Raw genomic sequence first — 20424 nt, forward strand, 5'->3', positions numbered from 1 at the left:
GGCACCATGAAGCTGGAACACATTCTTTGCCAGATCCAGGCCGATTGTAGTAATCTCCGACATGACCGCCTCCCTAATGGATTGTGACGATCCCACCATGGCACATCGATGCCGTCGGGGGGCGGTTACATCATCAGAGCCCTTTCCCGAGCCATTGGAATCGCAATTGCGGCTTGAACTTGGTCCGCATCTTCGCTAATAATCTAACATCTGTTAGATTATTAGCGAAGAGATCATATGACCTCCCCACTTCATCAGCTGAAAATCATCGAGCTCGGTCATGTTATTGCTGGACCACTCTCGACCTCGCTGCTTTCTGATTTTGGGGCAGACGTCATCAAGATTGAGGCACCCAACCGGACGGACATGATGCGCGATCTCGGACCAAAGGCCGGGGACGGAGTTGGCGTTTGGTGGAAAACTCTGGGCCGCAACAAAAAAATTCTGAGCCTCGACTGGAAGTCGGGCGAAGGACGGGACATCCTGCGCAGACTGGTTGAAAGCGCCGACGTACTTGTTGAAAATTTCAGGCCAGGCGTGCTTGAACGTGCGGGTGTAGGGCCTGAAACCCTGCATAAGTGGAACCCGGATTTAGTTATTCTGCGCGTTTCGGGTTACGGTCAGGACGGCCCGATGCGGGACGTGCCCGCTTTCGGGCGCGCGGCAGAGGCGTTGAGTGGTCTAGCCCATCTGACTGGTTTTGCGGACGGGCCACCGATGCACCCCGGATTTCCAGCGGCCGACAGCACGACAGGGTTGATGGGTGCTTTGGGGATCATGATCGCGCTGTTTGCCCGGGAAAAAGGGATTGCGCGTGGTCAGGTCGTCGATCTTGCGGTGTTCGAGGCGCTGCTTCGACTGATGGACTATCCCGTGCCCGCATTGACGGGCGCGAACCTCTCGCCGCGGCGCAACGGGCTGCGCCAGCCGATGGATTTTGCGCCGGGGGGCATGTTCCGAACCTCTGATGGGGTGTGGGTGACCGTTTCGGCTGGCAGCGCAGAAACAGCGCAACGCCTGTTGCGGGCGGTCGGCGGAGATGCGCTGGCCGATGATCCGCGGTTCGCTACACTCGACGAGATGTCGCAGCATATGGCCGTGGTCTTCGACGCCATAAATGATTTCGTCACGCAACACACGCTTGCGGAAGTCGAGGCGGAGTTTGCCCGCTATGATGCGGTTGCCTCTCGTGTGCTGAGCGTCGAGGAGATCATGACGAATGAGCAGATACGTCATCGCGGCGACATCGTATCGGTTGAGGGCGAGCAGACGCAGGTGATTGGACCTATCCCGCATCTCAGCGCCACCCCCGGTGAGTTGCGCTGGCTAGGGCGGCCGCCGGGCGCGGACAGCCGAAGCATTCTGCGCAATCTTGGATATGAAGATGACCGGATCACTGTCCTGTGTGAGGCAGGGTTTGTAGGTGTGGATGGGAGCGAGACACAATGACATTTCGAATGACGGGTGAACAAAAGGAAATTCGAGATCAGATCCTGCGTGTATGTGTGCAGTTTGATGACGACTACTGGCTGGACCGGGATCGGAACGGGGGTTTCCCTCATGATTTGCACAGGGCGATGGCAGATGGTGGCTGGCTTGGCATTGCCATGCCGGAAGACGTAGGCGGTGCTGGTCTGGGGATCACCGAAGCGACCATCATGATGCAGGCGATTGCCGAATCGGGGGCTGGCGCCAGCGGGGCCTCGGCCATCCACATGAACATTTTCGGGCTCAACCCGGTGGTCAAGTTCGGAACCGATGAACAGCGCGCTCGCATGCTGCCCCCTCTGATCGCCGGCGATCAAAAAGCTTGTTTCGCTGTAACCGAGCCGACGACCGGGCTGGATACCACCAAGCTTAAAACCATAGCTGTGCGACAGGGGGACAGGTACGTCGTTCATGGTCAAAAGGTCTGGATTTCGACCGCGCAGGTGGCCCACAAGATGTTGCTTCTGGCCAGAACGACACGGCTTGAAGACGTGACTAACCCGACCGAGGGTTTGAGCCTGTTCTATACGGATCTGGACCGCAATTTCGTGGATGTTCGCGAAATCGAAAAAATGGGCCGGAAAGCCGTTGACTCGAATGAGATGTTCATCGACGGACTGCCAATCCCGGCCGAAGACTTGATTGGGGAAGAGGGCAAGGGTTTCCGACAGATTCTGCATGGGCTGAACCCGGAACGCATCCTCGTTGCCGGCGAATGCATCGGCATCGCACGCAATGCATTGGTGCGCGCCGCGCAATACGCCAACGAGCGTGTGGTCTTTGGGCGGCCGATCGGCCAGAATCAGGGCATCCAGCATCCGCTGGCAATGGCATGGGCACGGGTGGAAGCTGCCAATCTCATGGTGATGCATGCCGCCGCCCTCTATGATTCGGGAGAGGCGTGCGGAGTGGAAGCCAACGCTGCCAAGCTACTGGCCGCAGATGCCGCGGTCGAGGCGACTGAAGCAGCGCAGATTACCTTTGGCGGGTTTGGATACGCCAAGGAATATCATGTGGAGCGTCTGGTAAGAGAGGCACTACTTTTCCGCATCGTCCCCGTGACACCACAGATGCTTTTGTCGTTCATCGCCGAAAAAGCGTTGGGGCTTCCAAAGTCTTACTGACGAGAGGTGATCACTATAGCAAAGCGCATTCTTGTCTTGCATAGTTTTCTAACACGCGTTAGATTATCCGCAACGAACCCGAACGGGACACAGGGAGGAGGCGTCATGACTAAGACGCAGTACGGGTCTTCGCGAGGAGGCTTGGCGTCACGCGCAACCGTGTATGCAAGCGACTTGTTTGCGGGTAAAACCGTTGCTGTGACGGGCGCCGGCGGTGGCTTGGGTCTTTCCATTGCGGTGCTGTTCGCTAGGTTGGGTGCCAATCTTGCGATCAATGGACGCGACGCGGTAAAGCTGGCCACGGCGAAGGAATTTCTCGAAACTTTTGGTGGCATGGTGTTTGCCAAGCCTATGACGATCCGGGATCCTGGCCAGGTCGAGGACTTCGTTGGCGAGGTCAACCGTGAATTCGGATCGATTGACGTTCTGGTGAACAATGCCGGGGGTCAGTTTCCCCAAGCAGCGTTGGACTTTTCTCCGAAGGGCTGGAACGCGGTCATCGACACCAACCTCAACGGGACCTGGTGGATGATGCAATCCACCGCACGACACTGGGTCGAGCAAAAGCGACCCGGTTCCATCGTGAATATCGTGGCCGACATCTGGCGCGGCATGCCGGGCATCGCGCATACCTGTGCGGCGCGAGCAGGGGTGATATACTTGTCAAAATCGGTCGCGGTAGAGTGGGCGCCGCATGGGATTCGCGTGAACTGCGTGGCGCCCGGATGTTGTGAAAGCAACGGCTTTCACAACTATCCCGAAGACGGCGCGGCCACCTTCCAGGACTCAAATCCGATGCGCCACGCCGGCGACGAATGGGATGTCGCCGAAGGCGTTGTTTATATGGCGGCAAATTCGGGGAAATTCGTAACCGGTGAAGTTCTGAATATCGACGGTGGGCAGCAGTTGTGGGGAGATCCCTGGCCCACAGGTCGACCGGATTACTTCCGGATATCTTGATACGTGCATTGCCTGGGGGAAAACGGGGGCCATATGACGACACTAAGTAATAAGCCGATACTGGAATGCACAGGGATCGAACGCCGTTTTGGCGGTATCGTTGCTGTCACCGGTGTCGATCTTGTCATCCAGCGAGGGGAAATCTTCGGCCTTGTTGGGCCGAATGGCAGTGGCAAGACGACGCTTACCAATGCAATCACCGGGTTCTACCCGCCAAACGAGGGGACTGTCCGGTTGGCCGGAAAGAACATCACCGGCACGGCACCCCACAAGGTTGCAAAGCTCGGTGTGGCCCGGACGTTTCAGAACCTCGCGCTCTTCAATGGGATGAGCGTTCTCGATAATATCCTGCTCGGCCGGCACATTCATATGCACCCAGGAGTTTTCCGCACGGCGTTCTATTGGTGGGCGGCCCGCCCTGAAGAAGTCCAGAACCGCAAAATCGTCGAGGAGGTGATCGAGTTCCTGCAGCTCGAGAGCATCCGGTACGAACTGGTCGACGGCCTTCCGATCGGGCTGAAAAAGCGGGTCGAACTTGCGCGGGCCCTGGTGGCAGAGCCGCAGATGTTGATCCTTGACGAGCCGATGGCGGGTATGAACCAGGAGGAGAAGGGGTATATGTCCCGCTTCATTCTGGACGCGCGGGATGAACGCGGCGTTAGTGTCCTGCTTATCGAACATCATATGGACGTCATCATCGGTATTTGTGATCGGGTGCTGGCACTCAACTACGGCGAAATGATCGCCAGCGGTATCCCGAAGGATGTTGTAAAAGATCCTAGGGTTATCGAGGCATATATTGGAGGATCGCATGGTTGAAGCAGCAAAATCGCAGTTTTCCGCCAGCGAAACGATCGGGGCATTGCTGGCACGGAACGCGTCAAGCTACGGGTCGAATATTGCTATTCGCGAAAAGGAGCGTGGAATCTGGAAAGAAACCACCTGGGCAGAGTACGCCGAAGAAGTACTGGCCTGCGCTGCCGGGCTTGAGAAGATCGGCGTAAAGCCCGGCAAGGCTGTGCTCATTCTGGGCGACAACCGTGCGCGGCTATATGGAGGCATGCTCGCGATTTCGCTACTCGGGGCTTATGCAATGCCGGCTTATCCTGGCGCAACGATCGAAGAGCTTCAGCATTTCCTGAGCGAGGTCGAGATCGTAGCAGCCATAGCAGAAGATCAGGAGCAGGTGGACAAACTCCTCGAGCTACGGAGTGCGAGCGCGAGTGGCATAGCTCATGTTATATACGATGAAACACGCGGCTTGGGATCCTATGAAGACGATGGACTAATGTCATGGGATCACCTGATTAAAGTCGGACTGGATTATCTCAACTTGGATCCACACCGCCGCGATGAACTTCTGAACAGAGCAAAACCCGAGGACCCGGCAATCTTCCTGCATTCGTCGGGAACCACGGGCAAACCGAAGGGTGTCGTACTGAGCCAAAAAAACGTTCTTGCCGCAGCTCGCAACGGCCACGCGGCGGGAGTGTACGGAGAGGATGAGGACATCCTCGCATATCTCCCGATGGCCTGGGTCGGCGATTATGCCATCACGGTGGCGGCGGCGCTGATGTTCCGGTTCACAGTGAACGTACCGGAGAGGCAGGAAACGGTCGTGCGGGACATGCGGGAAATCGCACCGACCTTTTATTTGGCGGCACCCAGGAGCTGGGACCAAATGTTAACTACGATCCAAGTCGGCATGGAGAACTCAACCCCGTTGAAAAAGTGGTTTTACCACTTCTTCATGGACCGGGCGATTGCCGCCGAGACGCGCAAGCTGAACGGCCACAGTGGCGGTGCGTTGGAACCACTGGGCCGTTTTCTGGGGGAGGCGCTCATTTTCGGTCCAATCAAGGATCAATTCGGCATGAGTCGCCTGAGGAGTGCGTTTACCGGTGGCGAGGCAATTGGCGAAGACACCTTCGTGTTCTATCGCGCCCTCGGGATCAAGCTGCGCCAGTTCTACGGCCAGACGGAGAACAGTGCGATCACCGCGATGCAAGCCCCTAACGAAGTGCGCCTGCATACCGTCGGTAAACCCGCGCCCGGTGTCGAGGTGAAGATCGATGCGAGCGGCGAAATTCTCTTGCGCTCGGAAAGCGTGTTTGATGGCTACTTCAACAAACCGGAGGCGAGCGCTGAAGCCTTGGTGAGCGGGTGGTTGCATACCGGTGACGCCGGCTATCTGGAGGATAATGGCCAGCTTGTGGTTCTGGGGCGCGTCTCCGAGGTCATGCATACGGCGGGCGGTGAACGCTACGTGCCTAACTATATAGAGAACCGGCTGAAATTCAGTCCGTATATCAAGGATGCGGCCGTTGTCGGAGCGGGGCGGAATGAGCTGACTGCGATGATCTGCGTGGATTTTGAAGCTGTCGGTCATTGGGCCGAGGTGAACGGTGTGCCATATGTGTCCTATTCAGATTTGTCTCAGCGCGACGAAGTCGCGGCGCTAATACGCCCGGCTTTCGAACGGGTAAACAAGGCCGTCACCGAGCCACTGCACCTGAAGCGCTTTGTCTGCCTTCCAAAGGAATTTGACCCGGACGACGGCGAGATCACTCGAACCCGAAAATTGCGTCGCAAGGTCGTAGAGGAACGCTATGCCGACGTTATCGCGGCACTCTACGACGGTTCAGCCGAGGTCCATGTGAGTGCCCAGGTGGCTTACGAGACCGGAGAAATGGGGAAGGTTGAAAGAAACCTTCCCATAAGGGAGGTTTAAATGGATTGGGTTTTTTTATCAGAGCTTGCGATCAACGGTGCCCTGACGGGTCTGTTGTATTCACTTTTTGCCATCGGCCTGGTCCTGGTCTATAAGGCATCCTCGGTGCCCAATCTGGCGCAGGGCGGGCTGACAATGGTCGGGGCTTATGTGGTTCTTGCCCTAGCGCGCGATCTGGGAATGCCGTTATGGCTAGCTATTCCGCTTGCTGCGGTCGTCATGTTCGGTCTGGGGTTTGGCATTGAAAGGGTGGCGCTTCGGCGTCTCGCGGGCCGTCCGGTCGTCATGATCCTGATGCTGACACTTGGCCTCGACATCTTCCTGCGGGGCACAACGCTTGCAATCTCGGGTGGGACGTCGCGTTCGATGGAACTCGGTGTCAGCTATGAACCATTGCTCCTGGGCGACATCTTCATCAGCCGCATCCATCTGGTCGGCGCCGGCGTTGCGCTTGCCCTGTTCGTCGCTTTCATTGTGTTCTTTCGAACCCGGACCGGGATCAAATTGCGGGCGATCGCGGATGATTACATGGCATCATGGTCTGTCGGAATTTCGGTCGAGCGCGGTGTCGGGCTGTCCTGGGCCCTCGCTTCTGTGGTGGCTGTGGCGGCAGGTGTCATTTGGGGCGAAATCCAGGGTGTCGATCAGGCACTGTCGCTTCTGCTTCTCAAGGGTCTGACTGTCGCTGTTCTGGGTGGTCTCGACAGCATATTAGGCGCGATCGTTGCTGGTATCATTCTGGGCGTAATCGAAAATGTCGGTGCGGAATTTCTTGATCCGCTTGTCGGAGGCGGCAGCCGCGAACTCATCGTCGCCGCGGTCCTGATTCTTACGGTCATGATCCGTCCGCACGGACTGTTCGGCCGTCACGACATCGAAAGGGTGTAAAATGTTCTATCGACTCTCGGGTGTCTACCACTCCAGCTTGATCTCGGACAGCCGCATGTTCAAAGTTCCGGCAGACCGGAACTTGGCGGTGTTCCTTCTGTTGATCGGACTTGCGGCACCGTTTATCCTACCGTCACTTTACCTTAACAGTTACATTTTGCCTTGGCTGATCTGGACCGCCGCCGCTTTAGGACTGAACTTGGTGACAGGCTGGGCCGGACAGCTCCATCTCGGATATGCCGCAGTAATGGCCGTTGGTGCCTATTCGGCCATACATACCGTGCGGCTCGGGGTGCCTTGGGAAATCGCCTTGATCATTGGTGGGTTGGCGGCATCAGTGATCGGCAGTCTGTTCGCCTTTGCTGCATTGCGGGTCAAAGGTCTTTATCTCGCGCTCACGACCCTCGCGATGCAATTCGTGATGGACTGGGTATTGACCCACTCCCCAACGATTTCCGGCGGGTCACACTCATCACTTCAGGCTCCAACTTTGGCGCTGTTAGGACAGCAGATCACCTCTGATGCCGGCTATTATTATGTCGCACTTGGCTGGTGCGTCTTGGTCACAATCTTCATGCTAAACCTCAAGCGCACTGGGCTGGGACGTGCACTTGTCGCAGTGCGTGAGAAGGATTTTGCTGCGGCGATCCTCGGCGTAAACAGCTTCTACTACAAGATCCTAGCCTTCGCGGCATCGTCTTTCATTGCCGGTGTCAGCGGGGCCCTGCTGGTCGCGACCTTCTACTTTCTGGCCGCACCCGAACAGTTTTCGGTAAACGTATCAATCCAGGTATTGGCGATGGTGATCGTAGGCGGACTTGGCAGCATCATCGGGTCCTATTTCGGAGTTGCGTTGATCCTGCTCGTGCCGGGGCTGGTGAACGGGCTCGTCGTGACAGCGAGCGAAGAGCTCGGCATGCAGGTCAATGTGGAAACGCTCGCTCATATCCCCAATGCGGTCTACGGCGCGTTGATCGTCATCATTCTCATGATCGAACCGCTAGGTCTCGGAAAACTCTACGGCAATATCAGAGACTATCTTATGACCTGGCCCTTCGATCAGCTCAGAAAGTAAAGAGGAATGCCGATGCAAGAGAAAGCCCAAGGCCAGTCCATTCTGTCGATGAATAGCATCGAGGTGCTGTACGACAACGTAATGCTGGCGATCAAAGGCGTTTCTGTTCAGGTGCCGAAGGGCGGAATGGTCGCGCTTCTGGGCTCCAACGGAGCCGGAAAAAGCACAACATTGAAGGCGATCAGTGGTCTTCTGAAGGCAGAACGCGGCCATATCAGCCGGGGTGAGATAAAGTTTGACGGGACCGACATCACAGAGATGCTGGCGCAGAAACGTGTCGAAATGGGCATCTGTCACGTCATCGAAGGACGGCGCGTTTTCGAGCATCTGACTCCAGACGAGAACCTGACTGCGGCCGCACCGATGGGAATGTCCAGATCTGAATTGAGTGTGCAAAAGGATAAAATATACGACTATTTTCCCAGGCTTGCCGAGCGCCGTAATTCGCAGGCGGGTTATCTGTCGGGCGGCGAACAGCAAATGCTTGCCATTGGCCGAGCTCTTGTGACCCAACCGAGTCTTCTGATGCTCGATGAGCCGAGTCTTGGGCTAGCGCCATTCTTGGTGGCTGAAATTTTCGGCATCCTTCAAAAAATCAACCGCGAGGAGGGTTTGTCGGTGCTTTTGGTTGAACAGAATGCCTTGGCCGCGCTGGAAATCGTTTCGGAAGGTTATCTGATCGAAAACGGCCGCGTGGTCATGCATGGTACAGCCGAGGCGCTCAAATCCAACTCGGACATCCAGGAATTCTACCTTGGCGGCGGAGAAGGTACCAACTTTCACAATGTCAAACATTACAGCCGACGCAAGCGTTGGCTGAGTTAAGTCACTAGACAGAGATTGTTCAGGGAGGAAAAGATGAAGAAACTTACCAAGACACTAGCTGTTTTTTCTATGATGGGGAGCTAGATGGCCGGAACACTGGCTCTGGCGGAGCCATTCAAGGTCGGGGTTTGTTATGATCTTAGCAAGGCCTATACTTTCGCCACGCCTCAGGTGTCGCAGGCGGCGATGGATGTGGCGAAGCTGATCAACATGCAGGGTGGTATCGGTGGAGAGCCGGTAGAGGTTATCGTTCGTGATCACGGAAACGAGCCACAGCGCGGCATCGAGTGTTATTCCAGGCTGAGCCGGGAAGGGGTTTTTGTCTTCGACACGCTGTCGACGCCTGTATCTTTGGCGATCCTGCCACGCGCTATGGAAGATGGGCGGATTCTGATGCAGTCACTGGTGGGTCGGGGCGATGCGGTGGATGGAACCGTTTTCGAATGGGTCTATCCCGTCGGCCCGACATATTGGGGGCAGATGGCAAACGATATCGGATATATCAAACAGCTACATGACGACGATCTCTCGGACGTCAAGATCGGCTACATTTATTTCGACTACCCGTTCGGGCAGGAGCCGATCGAGATTCTGAAAACGCTGTCGCAGAAAGAGGGTTTCGAACTACTGCTTTACCCCGTGCCGCTGCCGGGCAGCGATCAATCCGGTGCATGGTCGAAGATGCGTCGTGACAATCCCGACCATGTGATCTCATGGATGCTTGGTGGTGCGCATGTCGTCGCTTCGAAGGAAATGCAACGCAATCGCATTCCGATGGACAAGTATATTTCCGTAAACTGGCTGAATGAAGTCGACATCGCCAATATTGGCGCCGAGGCCGCCACCGGGCTCAAGCGCGGCACAAATGTCGTGGGTGGTCAGGACGTGCCCCTGCGTCTGGAGATCATCAATAAACTTTATGACGAGGGAGAGGGCTCCGGTCCGCTCGTGAACACGCAGGACGTCTATTACAACACAGGTCTGGCGATGTATTCGATCATCTTCGAGGCTGCCCGCAGGGCCGCAGACCTGGAGGGGATGCCGATCACGGCGGAATCCTATAAAAAGGGCCTAGAGTCGCTGGAAAACTACGACGCCAACGGTCTGATGGCACCAATCACGGTCACAGCCGAGGATCACGGCGGCGGCGGCAAGACGCGTATCGAGATGTGGGATGGCGAAACCTGGGTTCCGCAGACTGACTGGATCGCGGCGTACGGAGAAGTTGTTTGGGACGTCGTTAGGGAAAGTTCTTCGAAGTACGGGGAATGAAGAATGGCAACTGAACGCAAAATGCGTGGGGCTGAGAATCAGTATTGGAACTATGAGCCCTGCGTTCAACAACGGGAGAGAGAAACATGAAAACCAAACGGAAAGTATGGACTATTGCCATCGCCGCTGCGTTGGCAACCAGCGGGGCGATGGCATCAGCTCAGGAAAATGAGCCGATCAAGTTCGGCCTCTGCTTTGACCTCAGCAAGTCATACGCATTCATTACGCCACAGGTCGCACAGGCGGCCCAAGATCTTGCGATGTACACCAATGAAAACGGTGGCATCGAGGGGCACCCGGTTGAAATCATCGTGCGCGATCACGGCAATGAGCCGCAGCGGGGCGTGGAATGCTATGAGCAGCTGAAGCGTGAGGGCGTTTTTATCTACAACTTCCTGTCTACGCCGGTCACGAACGCGGCTTTGCCGCGTGCCATGAAGGATGGCAACATTTTGATGCAATCTTTCGTCGGCCGTGGTGACGCAGTCGACGGCGAGGTTTTCGGATGGGTCTTCCCTGTCGGTCCGACCTATTGGCAGCAGGCGGCGAACGATGTTGCCTTCATCAAGGGCCAAATGGGGGGCGATCTGAGCGATGCCAAGATCGGCTTCATCTATCTGGACTATCCTTTCGGGCAGGAGCCGATCGAGATTCTTAAGACGCTTGCCGAGAAGGAAGGCTTCCAACTGGAGCTCTATCCGGTTCCGCTGCCGGGGTCGGATCAGTCCGGCGCATGGAGCAAGATTCGCCGAGACAAGCCTGACTATGTGATCAGCTGGCTATTGGCCGGTGGGCATGTTGTTGCGTCCAAGGAAATGCGTCGTAACGGTTTCCCAATCGACCGCTACTTGTCGGTGAACTGGATGAACGAGGTCGATATAAATAACATCGGCGCGGAAGAGGCAAAAGGTGTCTTGCGCGGGACTAACGTGGCCGGCGGGCAAGACGTGCCGATCGTCAAGACGATGCTCGACACCTACTATGCAAACGGAAAGGGAAGTGGGCCGGAAAGCCTGGTTCGTGACGTATACTACAATCTCGGCCTTGCGGTCTATACGACGGGTTTCGAAGCTGCTCGGCTTGCGATCCAGGAGAACGGTTGGCCGTTGACGCCCGAGAGCATGAAATCGGGCTACGAGGCGATAGAAAACTTCGACGCCAATGGCTTGATGGCCCCTGTGACCGTAACGCCCCAGGATCACGGTGGCGGTGGCAAGACACGCATTGAACAATGGGACGGGGCAAACTGGGTTCCTTTGACCGACTGGAGCGCGGACTACATCGATGTGGTGTGGGAAGTGATCAAGGAAAGCTCGGCGAAGTTCACTGTCGAATAGATGGCAGCTCCCCCGTGGCGATCATGTCGCGGGGGAGCAACAACCGCGTGTTCAAGTTAAAACGATGCTGGAGAAACGAAGTGGAAACCATGAGCCCGATCAAGCTTACAATTGAAGACGGAATCGCGACCGTCTGTATCAATCGGCCCGAACGCAAGAACGCGTTGTCTGTGGACGCAACGAACGGGCTGACAGATGCTTGGAAGAAAATCGGAGCGGATGACACCGTCCGCGTGGCGATACTTACCTCGACCGATTGCGGTGTCTTCAGTGCCGGGCTGGATTTGAAGGAAGCTTCGCAGATAGCGCGTGATGAAGGGGTCGATATTCTGACGAAAATGCGTGACCCGTTTCATGAAACCATGCGCGCCTGCAAGAAGCCGATCATCGCCGCGATGACCGGATCGCTGATGGCGGGGGGCATGATGCTGACCCTCAATTGCGACCTGCGCGTCGGCCTCAAGGGAACAAAGGTTGGTGTTACAGAGGTAAAGATTGGCCGGGGGTCGCCTTGGGCGGCGCCGGCGCTGTCGATGCTGCCGCAACCCATTCTCATGGAAATCCTTCTGACCGGCGATCTGATGCCGATTGAGCGTCTGCATGATTACGGGTTCACCAATTATCTCGAGGATACGCCGGACGCGGTGCGCGCGCGGGCGTTGGATCTCGCCAAGCGGATTGCCGGGGGCGCGCCGCTTTCCGTGATCGCCGCCAAAGGCGGCGTTCGCGCCACCATGGATCTGGGCTGCGCAGGCGGTCTGGAAGAAGGTAAGCGCCTGCACGAGGTCGTTTACGCCAGCAATGACGCAATCGAGGGCCCCAGAGCATTCGCCGAAAAGCGCGCCCCGGTGTGGACCGGAACCTGAAGGAGATTGGCATGACCGAGTTGATGCGCCTAGACCGGGACGGCCCTATCGGCATCCTACGCTTTACCCAGCCCGGGAAACGTAACCCCTACAGCATCGGGTTTGTCGAGGATCTCGTAGCATGCCTGCGGCAGGCGGAGCGGGACGACACGCTACGCGCAGTTGTCATGACCGGTGGCGATTATTTCAGCAGCGGTGGGGATCTGGTCGGCTTTCAGTCTGAGATTGCCAAAGGCGCGAGAGCCACATCGGAAATGGTGGACAAGGTTCATGATGGCGGGCGCGCCGCGTATCTCTTTCGGAAACCCCTGATCTCCGCCGTCTGCGGTGTCGCCTTCGGTGCCGGCCTGAGCCTGGCCCTGTCGGCGGATATCGTCGTAGCGGCCGAAGATGCCCGGCTGTGCGAGGTTTTTGCCCGTGTCGGCGGCTGCCCTGACACCGGGTCGAGCTGGCTTCTTCAGCAACGCGCCGGCGCGGGCGTGGCGCGGACGCTTGTTCTCACGGGGCGCGAGATCGACGGGCGCACCGCCCGCGACCTGCGCGTCGTCGAGGAATGTGTGCCGGCCGGACAGGTCGAGGCCCGCGCGCTTGAGATCGCGCGCGAGATTGCACAGCATCCGATGTTCGGCGTTCAAACCGCCAAGCGTGTGATGCGCGCGTCGGCGGAATGTAGTTATCTTGAGGCTCTGGACATCGAGCGTGACTGCCAAAGTGTTCTGCTGTGCGCGCATGACTTTCCCGAAGCTATGAACGCGTTTTCGGAGAAGCGCAAACCACAATTCACGGACCGATAAGTCGGTCGAAACCATATCGAAGAACTCAAGGGAGACCACGCCAATGAAGGTACTCGTGCCTGTCAAACGTGTGATCGACTACAACGTGAAGGTTCGCGTCAAGGCGGACGGAAGCGGTGTCGATCTCGCCAATGTCAAAATGTCCATGAACCCTTTCGACGAGATCGCGGTGGAAGAGGCGATCCGGTTGAAGGAAGCGGGAAAGGCTGATGAGGTCGTGGTGGTTTCCATCGGCGTCAAGCAAGCGCAGGAAACCCTGCGGACCGCGCTGGCCATGGGCGCCGACCGCGCCATTCTGGTCGTGGCTACGGACGATGTTCACAACGACATCGAACCGCTGGCCGTGGCCAAGATCCTGAAAGCCGTCATCGCCGAGGAAAACCCCGGTCTGGTGATTGCGGGCAAACAGGCCATCGACAATGACATGAACGCAACCGGTCAGATGCTGTCCGCTCTGCTGGGCTGGTCACAGGCGGCCTTCGCCTCGCATCTGGACATTCAGGGCGATCATGCGCTGGTCACGCGCGAAGTGGATGGCGGCCTGCAGACGATCAAGGTGAAACTGCCCACCATCGTCACCGCCGATCTGCGCCTGAACGAGCCGCGCTATGCATCGCTGCCGAACATCATGAAGGCCAAGAAAAAGCAACTCGATGAAAAGACCGCCGCCGATTACGGCGTCGATGTCACCCCGCGCCTGACTGTGGTCAAGACCACGGAACCCGCAGCGCGCGCGGCAGGCATCAAGGTGGGCTCGGTCGATGAGCTTGTGGCGAAACTCAAGGAAGTGGGGGCTGTATAATGGCTGTTCTTCTGATTGGTGAAGTAACCGACGGCACGCTGGCGCTGGACGCCACCGCCAAGGCCGTCACTGCGGCCAAGCAATTGGGCGAAGTGACCGTGCTCTGCACCGGCGCATCGGCCAAGGCCGCCGCGGATGAGGCGGCCAAGATTGCAGGCGTCTCCAAGGTGCTTGTCGCCGAAGACGCGCTCTATGGGCACCGTCTGGCTGAACCCGTCGCCGCGCTGATCGCCAGCATGGCCTCGGAGTATTCGCATATCGTGGCCCCCTCCACGACGGATGCGAAAAACATCATGCCGCGCGTCGCCGCTCTGCTGGACGTGATGATCCTGTCCGATGTCGTGGGCGTGGTCGATGCAGACACGTTTGAGCGTCCGATCTATGCGGGCAACGCGATCCAGACCGTGAAATCTACTGACAGCGTCAAGGTCATGACGATCCGCACCTCGACCTTCGATCTGGCCCCGATGGGCGGCTCTGCCTCGGTTGAGGCGATTGCCACGGGCGACAACCCCGGCCTGTCCGAATGGGTCGAAGACAAGGTGGCCGCCTCGGACCGCCCCGAACTGACCAGCGCAGGCGTGGTTGTGTCGGGCGGGCGCGGCGTCGGCTCGGAAGCTGACTTCGCCCTGATCGAGAAACTGGCCGACAAGCTGGGTGCCGCCGTCGGTGCATCCCGTGCCGCCGTTGACTCGGGCTACGCGCCCAACGACTGGCAGGTCGGACAGACAGGCAAGGTCGTTGCCCCCGATCTTTATGTCGCGGTCGGCATCTCGGGTGCGATCCAGCACCTTGCCGGCATGAAGGACAGCAAGATCATCGTCGCCATCAACAAGGACGAAGAAGCCCCGATCTTCCAGGTTGCCGATTATGGCCTTGTCGCGGATCTTTTCACCGCGGTGCCGGAATTGATCGAGAAACTCAGTTGATTCGGGGCGCACAGCGTTTGAAAGGTCCGCCTTGCGCGGAGCTTATCATGAACGGGAGCAACCAGTAGGGGAACCGGCTCTTGGGAGGATATTTGCTTAATCTGACGAATCGCTTGAACCTGTTCCTCCTCATTTTCAAGACAAGACACCTGATAGATTTCAACAGATCAAGTCGCCTTTGTAGGAAAAAACATGTCTCTGATCAAGAACTCCCCAAACTGGGTTTCCGATGAACACAAGATGTTCGCGGAGAGTACCCGCAAACTTTTTGATGCCGAGATGGCGCCAAATGTCGACAAATGGGCGTCACAAGGCATCGTCGACAGAGAGTTCTGGAAGGTCGTCGGCGAGCAGGGCGTCATGGGCGGATCCATTGCGGAGGAGTATGGTGGATTCGGGGGCGGTATTGGGTTTGACGCGATCACTGTCTATGAACAAGGGCGCACCGGAGATACCGGCTGGGGTTACGGCATCCAGAGCATCGTAATTCACTATCTGAACACCTACGGCAGTGAAGGGCAAAAGAAAAAGTGGCTGCCGCGGTTGATTAGCGGCGAAAGCGTCGCCGCTATCGCCATGACAGAACCGGGCACCGGCTCGGACCTTCAGAGCGTTCAGACCTATGCAGAACGAGACGGCAATCACTACAAGATCAACGGGTCGAAGATTTTCATAACCAACGGTCATACCGCCGACATAGTCGTAGTGGTGGCCAAGACGGACAGAAGCGCAGGGGCCAAGGGTGTGTCGCTGATCGTTCTGGAGGCCAAGGAAGCAGAAGGATTCCGGCGTGGGAGGAACCTAAAGAAGCTTGGCATGAAGGGCTCTGACACGGCCGAGCTGTTTTTTGAGGATGTCCGCGTGCCCACAGCCAACCTGCTAGGTACTGAGGAAGGGCAGGGGTTCTATCAGCTGATGAAGCAATTGCCCTGGGAGCGATTGATGTCGGAATCACCGCGCTTGGTTTCATCGACTTCGCGATCGATGAGACCGTAAAATACGTTCAGGATCGCAAGGCGTTCGGCAAGCGGATCATGGATTTCCAGAACACCCGGTTCAAACTGGCGGAATGCAAGACCAAAGCCGAACTGCTGCGTAGCTTCGTCAATGACGGCATTGCCCGAATAGAGGCTGGCGAGCTTGATGCTGCCACCGCGTCAATGGCGAAATGGTGGGGCAGTCAGACGCAGAACGAAGTCATGCATGAATGTCTGCAACTGCATGGCGGATACGGTTACATGATGGAATTCCCGATCGCGCGTCTTTACGCCGACAGCCGGGTGCAGATGATCTATGGCGGCACCAACGAAATCATGAACGAACTGATCGCTCGTTCGCTGGATGTCTGATCGGTCCGGGTGGGGTTACTCTTCGGCCGGGCCCAAGATCTCTTCGCTGTGCTCGCCCAACCGAGGGGCTGGCCGGTGGTCGTGTCGCGCCGGGGTTGCCGAAAATCGAACCGGCGGGCGTGTTGTCCAAATGGCACCTTCCGTTGGATGAGCAATCTGCTGAAAGAAACCGGTGGCGGCAAGATGGGGGTCGCTGGGCAGATCTGACAGGTTTCGGACTGGCATGGCGGGAATATCGGCCTGCTCCATCAGGGCAAGCCATTCTTTTGTGGTCCGTGTCAGCGCGAGCTGCGCCACCATATCGTAAACCGCGCCTATGTTGCGGCTGCGGGTGTCCATGTCGGTCACCCACAAGTGGCCGAGCATGTCATCCCGCCCGACTGCCTTGAAAAAGCGTGCCCATTGTACGTTGGTGTAGGGCAGAATAGTGATAAACCCGTCCGAAGTCTGAACCGGGCGGCGATGAGGGACAAGCATGCGGGCATAGCCGAAATCTTGCGGGTTGTCCTCGAATGTGGCACCATCCATATGTTCGGTCAGCAGGAACGACGTCAGCGTTTCAAACATCGGCACTTCGACATGCTGGGGCACGCCCGTGCGCTCACGATGGAACAAGGCGGCCATGACAGCATAGGCCGCAGTGACGCCGCCAAGCTTGTCGGCAAGGATCGTCGGGGCATAGGCCGGCGCAGCTTCGGGATCGCGCAATGATGCCAAGCTGGCCATCCCCGAGACCGATTGGACGATGTCGTCGAAGGCAGGTTTGGCCGCATAGGGCCCGTCCTGCCCAAAGCCGGTGGCGGATACCGTAATCAGTTTCGGATTCTCGCGGCGCAACGTTTCGGGGTCAAGGGACAATCTGGCAAGCGCCGCGGGCCGGATGCTGGAGATCATCACATCGGCATCGGCCAGCAGCTTGCGCAGCCGATCGCGATCATTTGGCGTCTTGAGGTCTAGAATGACGCTGCGTTTGTTGCGGTTTGCACCCAGAAAGGCGGCACCCATCAGCTTGTTGCGGGACGGCTGGACCTGGCGCAAAAGATCTCCCTCGGGGCTTTCCACCTTGATCACATCGGCCCCCAGATCGCCCAGCATTTGCGTGGCCAAAGGCCCGAAAACCACAGAAGTAAGATCGACAATCTTCACGCCATCAAGGATCGCGGGTTTCTGCGCAGCGGTCATTTACGCGCGTATCCTGTTTTATGACGAGGGTCGAACTCGGTGCGGATGGCTTTGCCGTCTGCGTCGAAAGCCGGGCAAGGGCCAAGTGTCGTCTCTCCGACGCTGCGCCGGATCGGGGGCGCAGGGACGTTGATTTCGCCAGATGGCGTGCTGATGACGGACCGGTCGAGTTGGGGGTGGTCGGACAGGGACGCCACATCGTTCACCGCCCCGTATGCAATGCCCGCCGCGTCAAGCCGCTTTAGCATCCCGGCGCGGTCATGAGAGGCGAACACGGCCTTGATGAGCGCTTCGAGCGCGGGCTTGTTCAGCAGCCGCGTCGAGTTGTCGTGAAAACGTGGATCGGTTGCTAGGGCGGTATCCCCAAGGATGTTGTCGCAAAAGCTCACCCACTCACCGCTGTGCTGTACGGCTATCACGATAAGCTGGCCGTCCCTGCACTCATAGGCGCCGTAGGGGCAGATCATCGTGTGGTTAAGACCGACGCGGGGCGTCGGTTTGGAAAGATAGTCGTGATAGAGCAGCGGAACCGACATCCAGTCGGCCATCACGTCGAACATGGCCACCGAAACGCCGCTGCCTGTGCCGGAGCGCTCACGCCCGATCAGCGCTTCGCAGATCCCGGCATGAGCTGTCATGCCCGTGGCGATGTCGCAGACCGACACGCCAACCCGCCCCGGACCGTCCGGCGTGCCGGTCACCGATGCCAGGCCGCTTTCGCATTGCACCAGAAGGTCATAAGCCTTGGCGTTGCGCATCGGGCCGTCTTCACCGTATCCGGTGATATCGCAGGTCACAAGCCGCGGGAACTTCTCTCGCAAGGTCGTCGAATCCAGACCCAGCTTTGCAAGGGCGCCCGGCAAAAGATTTTGGATGAACACATCCGCGTTTTCCAGCATTTTCAGCAGGATATCGCGATCTTCTGCTGCTTTGATGTCTAGTGCGACCGATTCCTTGCCCCGGTTCAGCCATGTAAAATAGGCGCTTTCGCCGTTGGCAACAGTATCATAGGCGCGCGCGAAATCGCCCACGCCCTTGCGTTCGACCTTGATCACCCGCGCACCGGCATCGGCAAGCCGCGAAGAGCAAAAAGGCGCCGCCACCGCCTGTTCGAGCGCGATGACGAGCTTGCCGGAAAGGGGCGCTGAATTTGAACTTGACATGGCGTTCTCTCACGTGATCCTAGGAGCGTGACAGAATCTAACAGATGTTAGAAACATTATCAATACGATTAACCAGGAATGGGCCATTTGAGGAGAATGCCGGTGCCGGACGCCACAGGACCAGACCAGATATTCCAACGCGCGCTGACAAACGGAGAGATCGTGCTGCCCAGATGCGATGATTGCGGAGCCTATCATTTCTTTCCAAGGGTCTTGTGTCCGCACTGCCATGGGACCGCGATCTCTTGGCATCCCGCCAGCGGTAAGGGCCGGGTCCATACTACCACTGTCGTGCGTCAGAAGCTCGAGCGCGGCGGCGACTATAACGTGTGCGTGGTGGAACTGGAGGAAGGCGTTCGGATGATGAGCCGAGTCGAGGGCATTGCCCCCCGTGACATTGTCATCGACATGGTCGTGACCGCCTTCGTGGGCGGGGCCGAGGGGCAACCGGCCGTGTTGTTCAAACCGGCGGAGGTATAGGCCATGACACCCAAACTTCGGGGAAAATCCGCCATTGTGGGAACCGGGCACGCGGGTTTTGGCGAGGCGCATGGGCTTACGGCCTATGATGTCATGGCGCAATCCGCGCTTGCGGCGCTTGGCGATGCGGGGCTGAAGCTGTCTGATGTGGACGGTCTGTTCTGCACCATGATGGAAGACAGCATGCCGGCGCTGATGGCGGCCGAATATCTGGGTATTCAGCCCAGGTTCATCGACGGCACCATGACGGGCGGTTCGTCCTTCGTGAATTACTTGACCTCCGCCACAATGGCGCTGGAGGCCGGCCTGTGTGATGTGGCGCTGATCGTTTATGGCTCCAACCAGCGCACCGCGTCGGGCAGGCTTGTGACGGCATCGCGCCCGCCCGCCTATGAGGCGCCGTATAATCCGCGCTATCCGATTTCCGCATATGCGATGGCGGCGGCACGGCACATGCATGAATTTGGCACCACCCGCGAACAGCTGGCCGATGTGGCGGTGGCCGCGCGGGCTTGGGCGCAGCACAACCCTGAGGCATTCGAGCGCGGCCCGCTGAGTCTTGAGGATGTTTTGGGCGCGCGTATGGTGGCCGATCCGTTGACGGTGCGCGATTGTTGTCTTGTCACCGATGGCGGCGGGGCGATCGTGATGGTGCGCGCCGACCGCGCCAAGGACTTCCCGAAGGCCCCGGTTTACGTTTTGGGCAGCGCGGCGGAAAGCTCGCACCGGCAAATATCGCAGATGAAGGATTTCACCGTGACCGCCGCTCGCGAGTCGGGCGCACGCGCCTTTGACGCGGCTGGCGTGTCGCCCGCTGACATTCAGGTGGTCGAGCTGTACGATGCGTTCACCATCAATACGATCCTGTTTCTGGAAGATCTCGGCTTTTGTGCCAAGGGCGAGGGCGGCGCCTTTGTCGAGGGCGGGCGCATCGCGCCGGGCGGGGTCTTGCCGGTGAATACCAATGGTGGGGGTCTGTCCTGTGTGCACCCCGGCATGTATGGCATTTTCACCGTGATCGAGGCGGCGCGGCAGATCCGTGGCGATGCGCCCGGCATTCAGTTGAGGGATGTCGACCTGGCGCTGGCCCATGGGAACGGCGGTGTGCTGTCCAGTCAGGTCACGGCAATCTTGGGTTCGCAAAACACCCTCTAAGAAC

At 58.0% G+C, this 20424-nt stretch carries 18 protein-coding genes and 1 pseudogene; 17 read left to right on the forward strand and 2 right to left on the reverse strand.

The window, feature by feature from the left end; genetic code table 11:
• Positions 1–237: 237 nt before the first annotated feature.
• From FNJ84_RS19155 to FNJ84_RS19225, 15 genes and pseudogenes are all read left to right on the forward strand, one after another.
• Positions 238–1449, forward strand: coding sequence for a CaiB/BaiF CoA-transferase family protein (locus tag FNJ84_RS19155; protein ID WP_073068818.1), 1212 nt, complete (start codon positions 238–240; stop codon positions 1447–1449).
• An 8-nt stretch (positions 1450–1457) separates the two neighbouring features.
• Complete coding sequence (locus FNJ84_RS19160) at positions 1458–2612, forward strand: acyl-CoA dehydrogenase family protein (protein ID WP_084732224.1); 1155 nt, start codon at positions 1458–1460, stop codon at positions 2610–2612.
• A 105-nt stretch (positions 2613–2717) separates the two neighbouring features.
• Positions 2718–3572, forward strand: a complete 855-nt coding sequence (locus tag FNJ84_RS19165) for an SDR family oxidoreductase (protein ID WP_073068816.1) — start codon at positions 2718–2720, stop codon at positions 3570–3572.
• A 33-nt stretch (positions 3573–3605) separates the two neighbouring features.
• Entirely contained in the window at positions 3606–4391 is a 786-nt protein-coding gene (locus FNJ84_RS19170; RefSeq protein WP_143794840.1) for an ABC transporter ATP-binding protein, read from the forward strand.
• A complete protein-coding gene (locus FNJ84_RS19175) occupies positions 4384–6303 on the forward strand; it encodes a long-chain fatty acid--CoA ligase (RefSeq protein ID WP_073068815.1) in 1920 nt (639 codons plus the stop codon). The genes FNJ84_RS19170 and FNJ84_RS19175 overlap by 8 nt, the downstream gene beginning before the upstream one ends.
• Positions 6304–7191 (forward strand): branched-chain amino acid ABC transporter permease, encoded by an 888-nt coding sequence (locus FNJ84_RS19180; protein WP_073068814.1) that lies wholly within the window; start codon positions 6304–6306, stop codon positions 7189–7191.
• Position 7192: 1 nt separating this feature from the next.
• Positions 7193–8266 carry a branched-chain amino acid ABC transporter permease gene (locus FNJ84_RS19185; protein ID WP_143794841.1) on the forward strand — a complete coding sequence of 358 codons (1074 nt, stop codon included), beginning with the start codon at positions 7193–7195 and terminating at the stop codon, positions 8264–8266.
• A 12-nt stretch (positions 8267–8278) separates the two neighbouring features.
• Positions 8279–9091, forward strand: coding sequence for an ABC transporter ATP-binding protein (locus FNJ84_RS19190; RefSeq protein ID WP_073068822.1), 813 nt, complete (start codon positions 8279–8281; stop codon positions 9089–9091).
• Positions 9092–9175: 84 nt separating this feature from the next.
• Positions 9176–10363 carry an ABC transporter substrate-binding protein gene (locus FNJ84_RS19195; protein WP_143794842.1) on the forward strand — a complete coding sequence of 396 codons (1188 nt, stop codon included), beginning with the start codon at positions 9176–9178 and terminating at the stop codon, positions 10361–10363.
• Between the two features lie 86 nt (positions 10364–10449).
• A complete protein-coding gene (locus FNJ84_RS19200) occupies positions 10450–11700 on the forward strand; it encodes an ABC transporter substrate-binding protein (RefSeq protein WP_143794843.1) in 1251 nt (416 codons plus the stop codon).
• 89 nt (positions 11701–11789) lie between these two features.
• Positions 11790–12566, forward strand: coding sequence for an enoyl-CoA hydratase/isomerase family protein (locus tag FNJ84_RS19205; protein WP_073068810.1), 777 nt, complete (start codon positions 11790–11792; stop codon positions 12564–12566).
• Between the two features lie 11 nt (positions 12567–12577).
• On the forward strand, positions 12578–13360 hold the full coding sequence (locus FNJ84_RS19210; RefSeq protein WP_073068821.1) for an enoyl-CoA hydratase/isomerase family protein: 783 nt from the start codon (positions 12578–12580) through the stop codon (positions 13358–13360).
• 43 nt (positions 13361–13403) lie between these two features.
• Entirely contained in the window at positions 13404–14162 is a 759-nt protein-coding gene (locus FNJ84_RS19215) for an electron transfer flavoprotein subunit beta/FixA family protein (RefSeq protein ID WP_073068809.1), read from the forward strand.
• Positions 14162–15091: an electron transfer flavoprotein subunit alpha/FixB family protein gene (locus FNJ84_RS19220; protein WP_073068807.1), complete on the forward strand. Its 930-nt coding sequence runs from the start codon at positions 14162–14164 to the stop codon at positions 15089–15091. Before FNJ84_RS19215 ends, FNJ84_RS19220 begins: the two co-directional genes overlap by 1 nt.
• Before the next feature lie 192 nt (positions 15092–15283).
• Positions 15284–16440 (forward strand): annotated as a pseudogene (locus tag FNJ84_RS19225) (acyl-CoA dehydrogenase family protein).
• Positions 16441–16455: 15 nt separating this feature from the next.
• Here FNJ84_RS19225 and FNJ84_RS19230 read toward each other — a convergent pair.
• The gene (locus tag FNJ84_RS19230) at positions 16456–17622 is read right to left on the reverse strand and encodes a CaiB/BaiF CoA-transferase family protein (protein WP_073068805.1); all 1167 of its coding nucleotides are present in this window, start codon (positions 17620–17622) and stop codon (positions 16456–16458) included.
• Positions 17619–18785 carry a CaiB/BaiF CoA-transferase family protein gene (locus tag FNJ84_RS19235; RefSeq protein ID WP_073068803.1) on the reverse strand — a complete coding sequence of 389 codons (1167 nt, stop codon included), beginning with the start codon at positions 18783–18785 and terminating at the stop codon, positions 17619–17621. Before FNJ84_RS19235 ends, FNJ84_RS19230 begins: the two co-directional genes overlap by 4 nt.
• A 96-nt stretch (positions 18786–18881) precedes the next feature.
• Here FNJ84_RS19235 and FNJ84_RS19240 point away from each other — a divergent pair, with 96 nt between their 5' ends.
• On the forward strand, positions 18882–19265 hold the full coding sequence (locus FNJ84_RS19240) for a Zn-ribbon domain-containing OB-fold protein (protein WP_073068820.1): 384 nt from the start codon (positions 18882–18884) through the stop codon (positions 19263–19265).
• Positions 19266–19268: 3 nt separating this feature from the next.
• On the forward strand, positions 19269–20420 hold the full coding sequence (locus tag FNJ84_RS19245) for a thiolase (protein ID WP_073068800.1): 1152 nt from the start codon (positions 19269–19271) through the stop codon (positions 20418–20420).
• Positions 20421–20424 lie beyond the last annotated feature (4 nt).

The sequence above is a fragment of the Paracoccus sp. M683 genome (genome assembly GCF_007096355.1).
GTDB lineage: Bacteria > Pseudomonadota > Alphaproteobacteria > Rhodobacterales > Rhodobacteraceae > Paracoccus.

What these genes read in the sequence shown, in the direction of transcription:
- FNJ84_RS19235 (WP_073068803.1), bottom strand. Translation starts at nt 18,785, where the DNA reads ATGTCAAGTTCAAATTCAGCGCCCCTTTCCGGCAAGCTCGTCATCGCG.
- FNJ84_RS19175 (WP_073068815.1), top strand. Translation starts at nt 4,384, where the DNA reads ATGGTTGAAGCAGCAAAATCGCAGTTTTCCGCCAGCGAAACGATCGGG.
- FNJ84_RS19165 (WP_073068816.1), top strand. Translation starts at nt 2,718, where the DNA reads ATGACTAAGACGCAGTACGGGTCTTCGCGAGGAGGCTTGGCGTCACGC.
- FNJ84_RS19210 (WP_073068821.1), top strand. Translation starts at nt 12,578, where the DNA reads ATGACCGAGTTGATGCGCCTAGACCGGGACGGCCCTATCGGCATCCTA.
- FNJ84_RS19195 (WP_143794842.1), top strand. Translation starts at nt 9,176, where the DNA reads ATGGCCGGAACACTGGCTCTGGCGGAGCCATTCAAGGTCGGGGTTTGT.
- FNJ84_RS19245 (WP_073068800.1), top strand. Translation starts at nt 19,269, where the DNA reads ATGACACCCAAACTTCGGGGAAAATCCGCCATTGTGGGAACCGGGCAC.
- FNJ84_RS19215 (WP_073068809.1), top strand. Translation starts at nt 13,404, where the DNA reads ATGAAGGTACTCGTGCCTGTCAAACGTGTGATCGACTACAACGTGAAG.
- FNJ84_RS19200 (WP_143794843.1), top strand. Translation starts at nt 10,450, where the DNA reads ATGAAAACCAAACGGAAAGTATGGACTATTGCCATCGCCGCTGCGTTG.
- FNJ84_RS19205 (WP_073068810.1), top strand. Translation starts at nt 11,790, where the DNA reads ATGAGCCCGATCAAGCTTACAATTGAAGACGGAATCGCGACCGTCTGT.
- FNJ84_RS19220 (WP_073068807.1), top strand. Translation starts at nt 14,162, where the DNA reads ATGGCTGTTCTTCTGATTGGTGAAGTAACCGACGGCACGCTGGCGCTG.
- FNJ84_RS19190 (WP_073068822.1), top strand. Translation starts at nt 8,279, where the DNA reads ATGCAAGAGAAAGCCCAAGGCCAGTCCATTCTGTCGATGAATAGCATC.
- FNJ84_RS19180 (WP_073068814.1), top strand. Translation starts at nt 6,304, where the DNA reads ATGGATTGGGTTTTTTTATCAGAGCTTGCGATCAACGGTGCCCTGACG.
- FNJ84_RS19170 (WP_143794840.1), top strand. Translation starts at nt 3,606, where the DNA reads ATGACGACACTAAGTAATAAGCCGATACTGGAATGCACAGGGATCGAA.
- FNJ84_RS19230 (WP_073068805.1), bottom strand. Translation starts at nt 17,622, where the DNA reads ATGACCGCTGCGCAGAAACCCGCGATCCTTGATGGCGTGAAGATTGTC.
- FNJ84_RS19240 (WP_073068820.1), top strand. Translation starts at nt 18,882, where the DNA reads ATGCCGGTGCCGGACGCCACAGGACCAGACCAGATATTCCAACGCGCG.
- FNJ84_RS19185 (WP_143794841.1), top strand. Translation starts at nt 7,193, where the DNA reads ATGTTCTATCGACTCTCGGGTGTCTACCACTCCAGCTTGATCTCGGAC.
- FNJ84_RS19160 (WP_084732224.1), top strand. Translation starts at nt 1,458, where the DNA reads ATGACGGGTGAACAAAAGGAAATTCGAGATCAGATCCTGCGTGTATGT.
- FNJ84_RS19155 (WP_073068818.1), top strand. Translation starts at nt 238, where the DNA reads ATGACCTCCCCACTTCATCAGCTGAAAATCATCGAGCTCGGTCATGTT.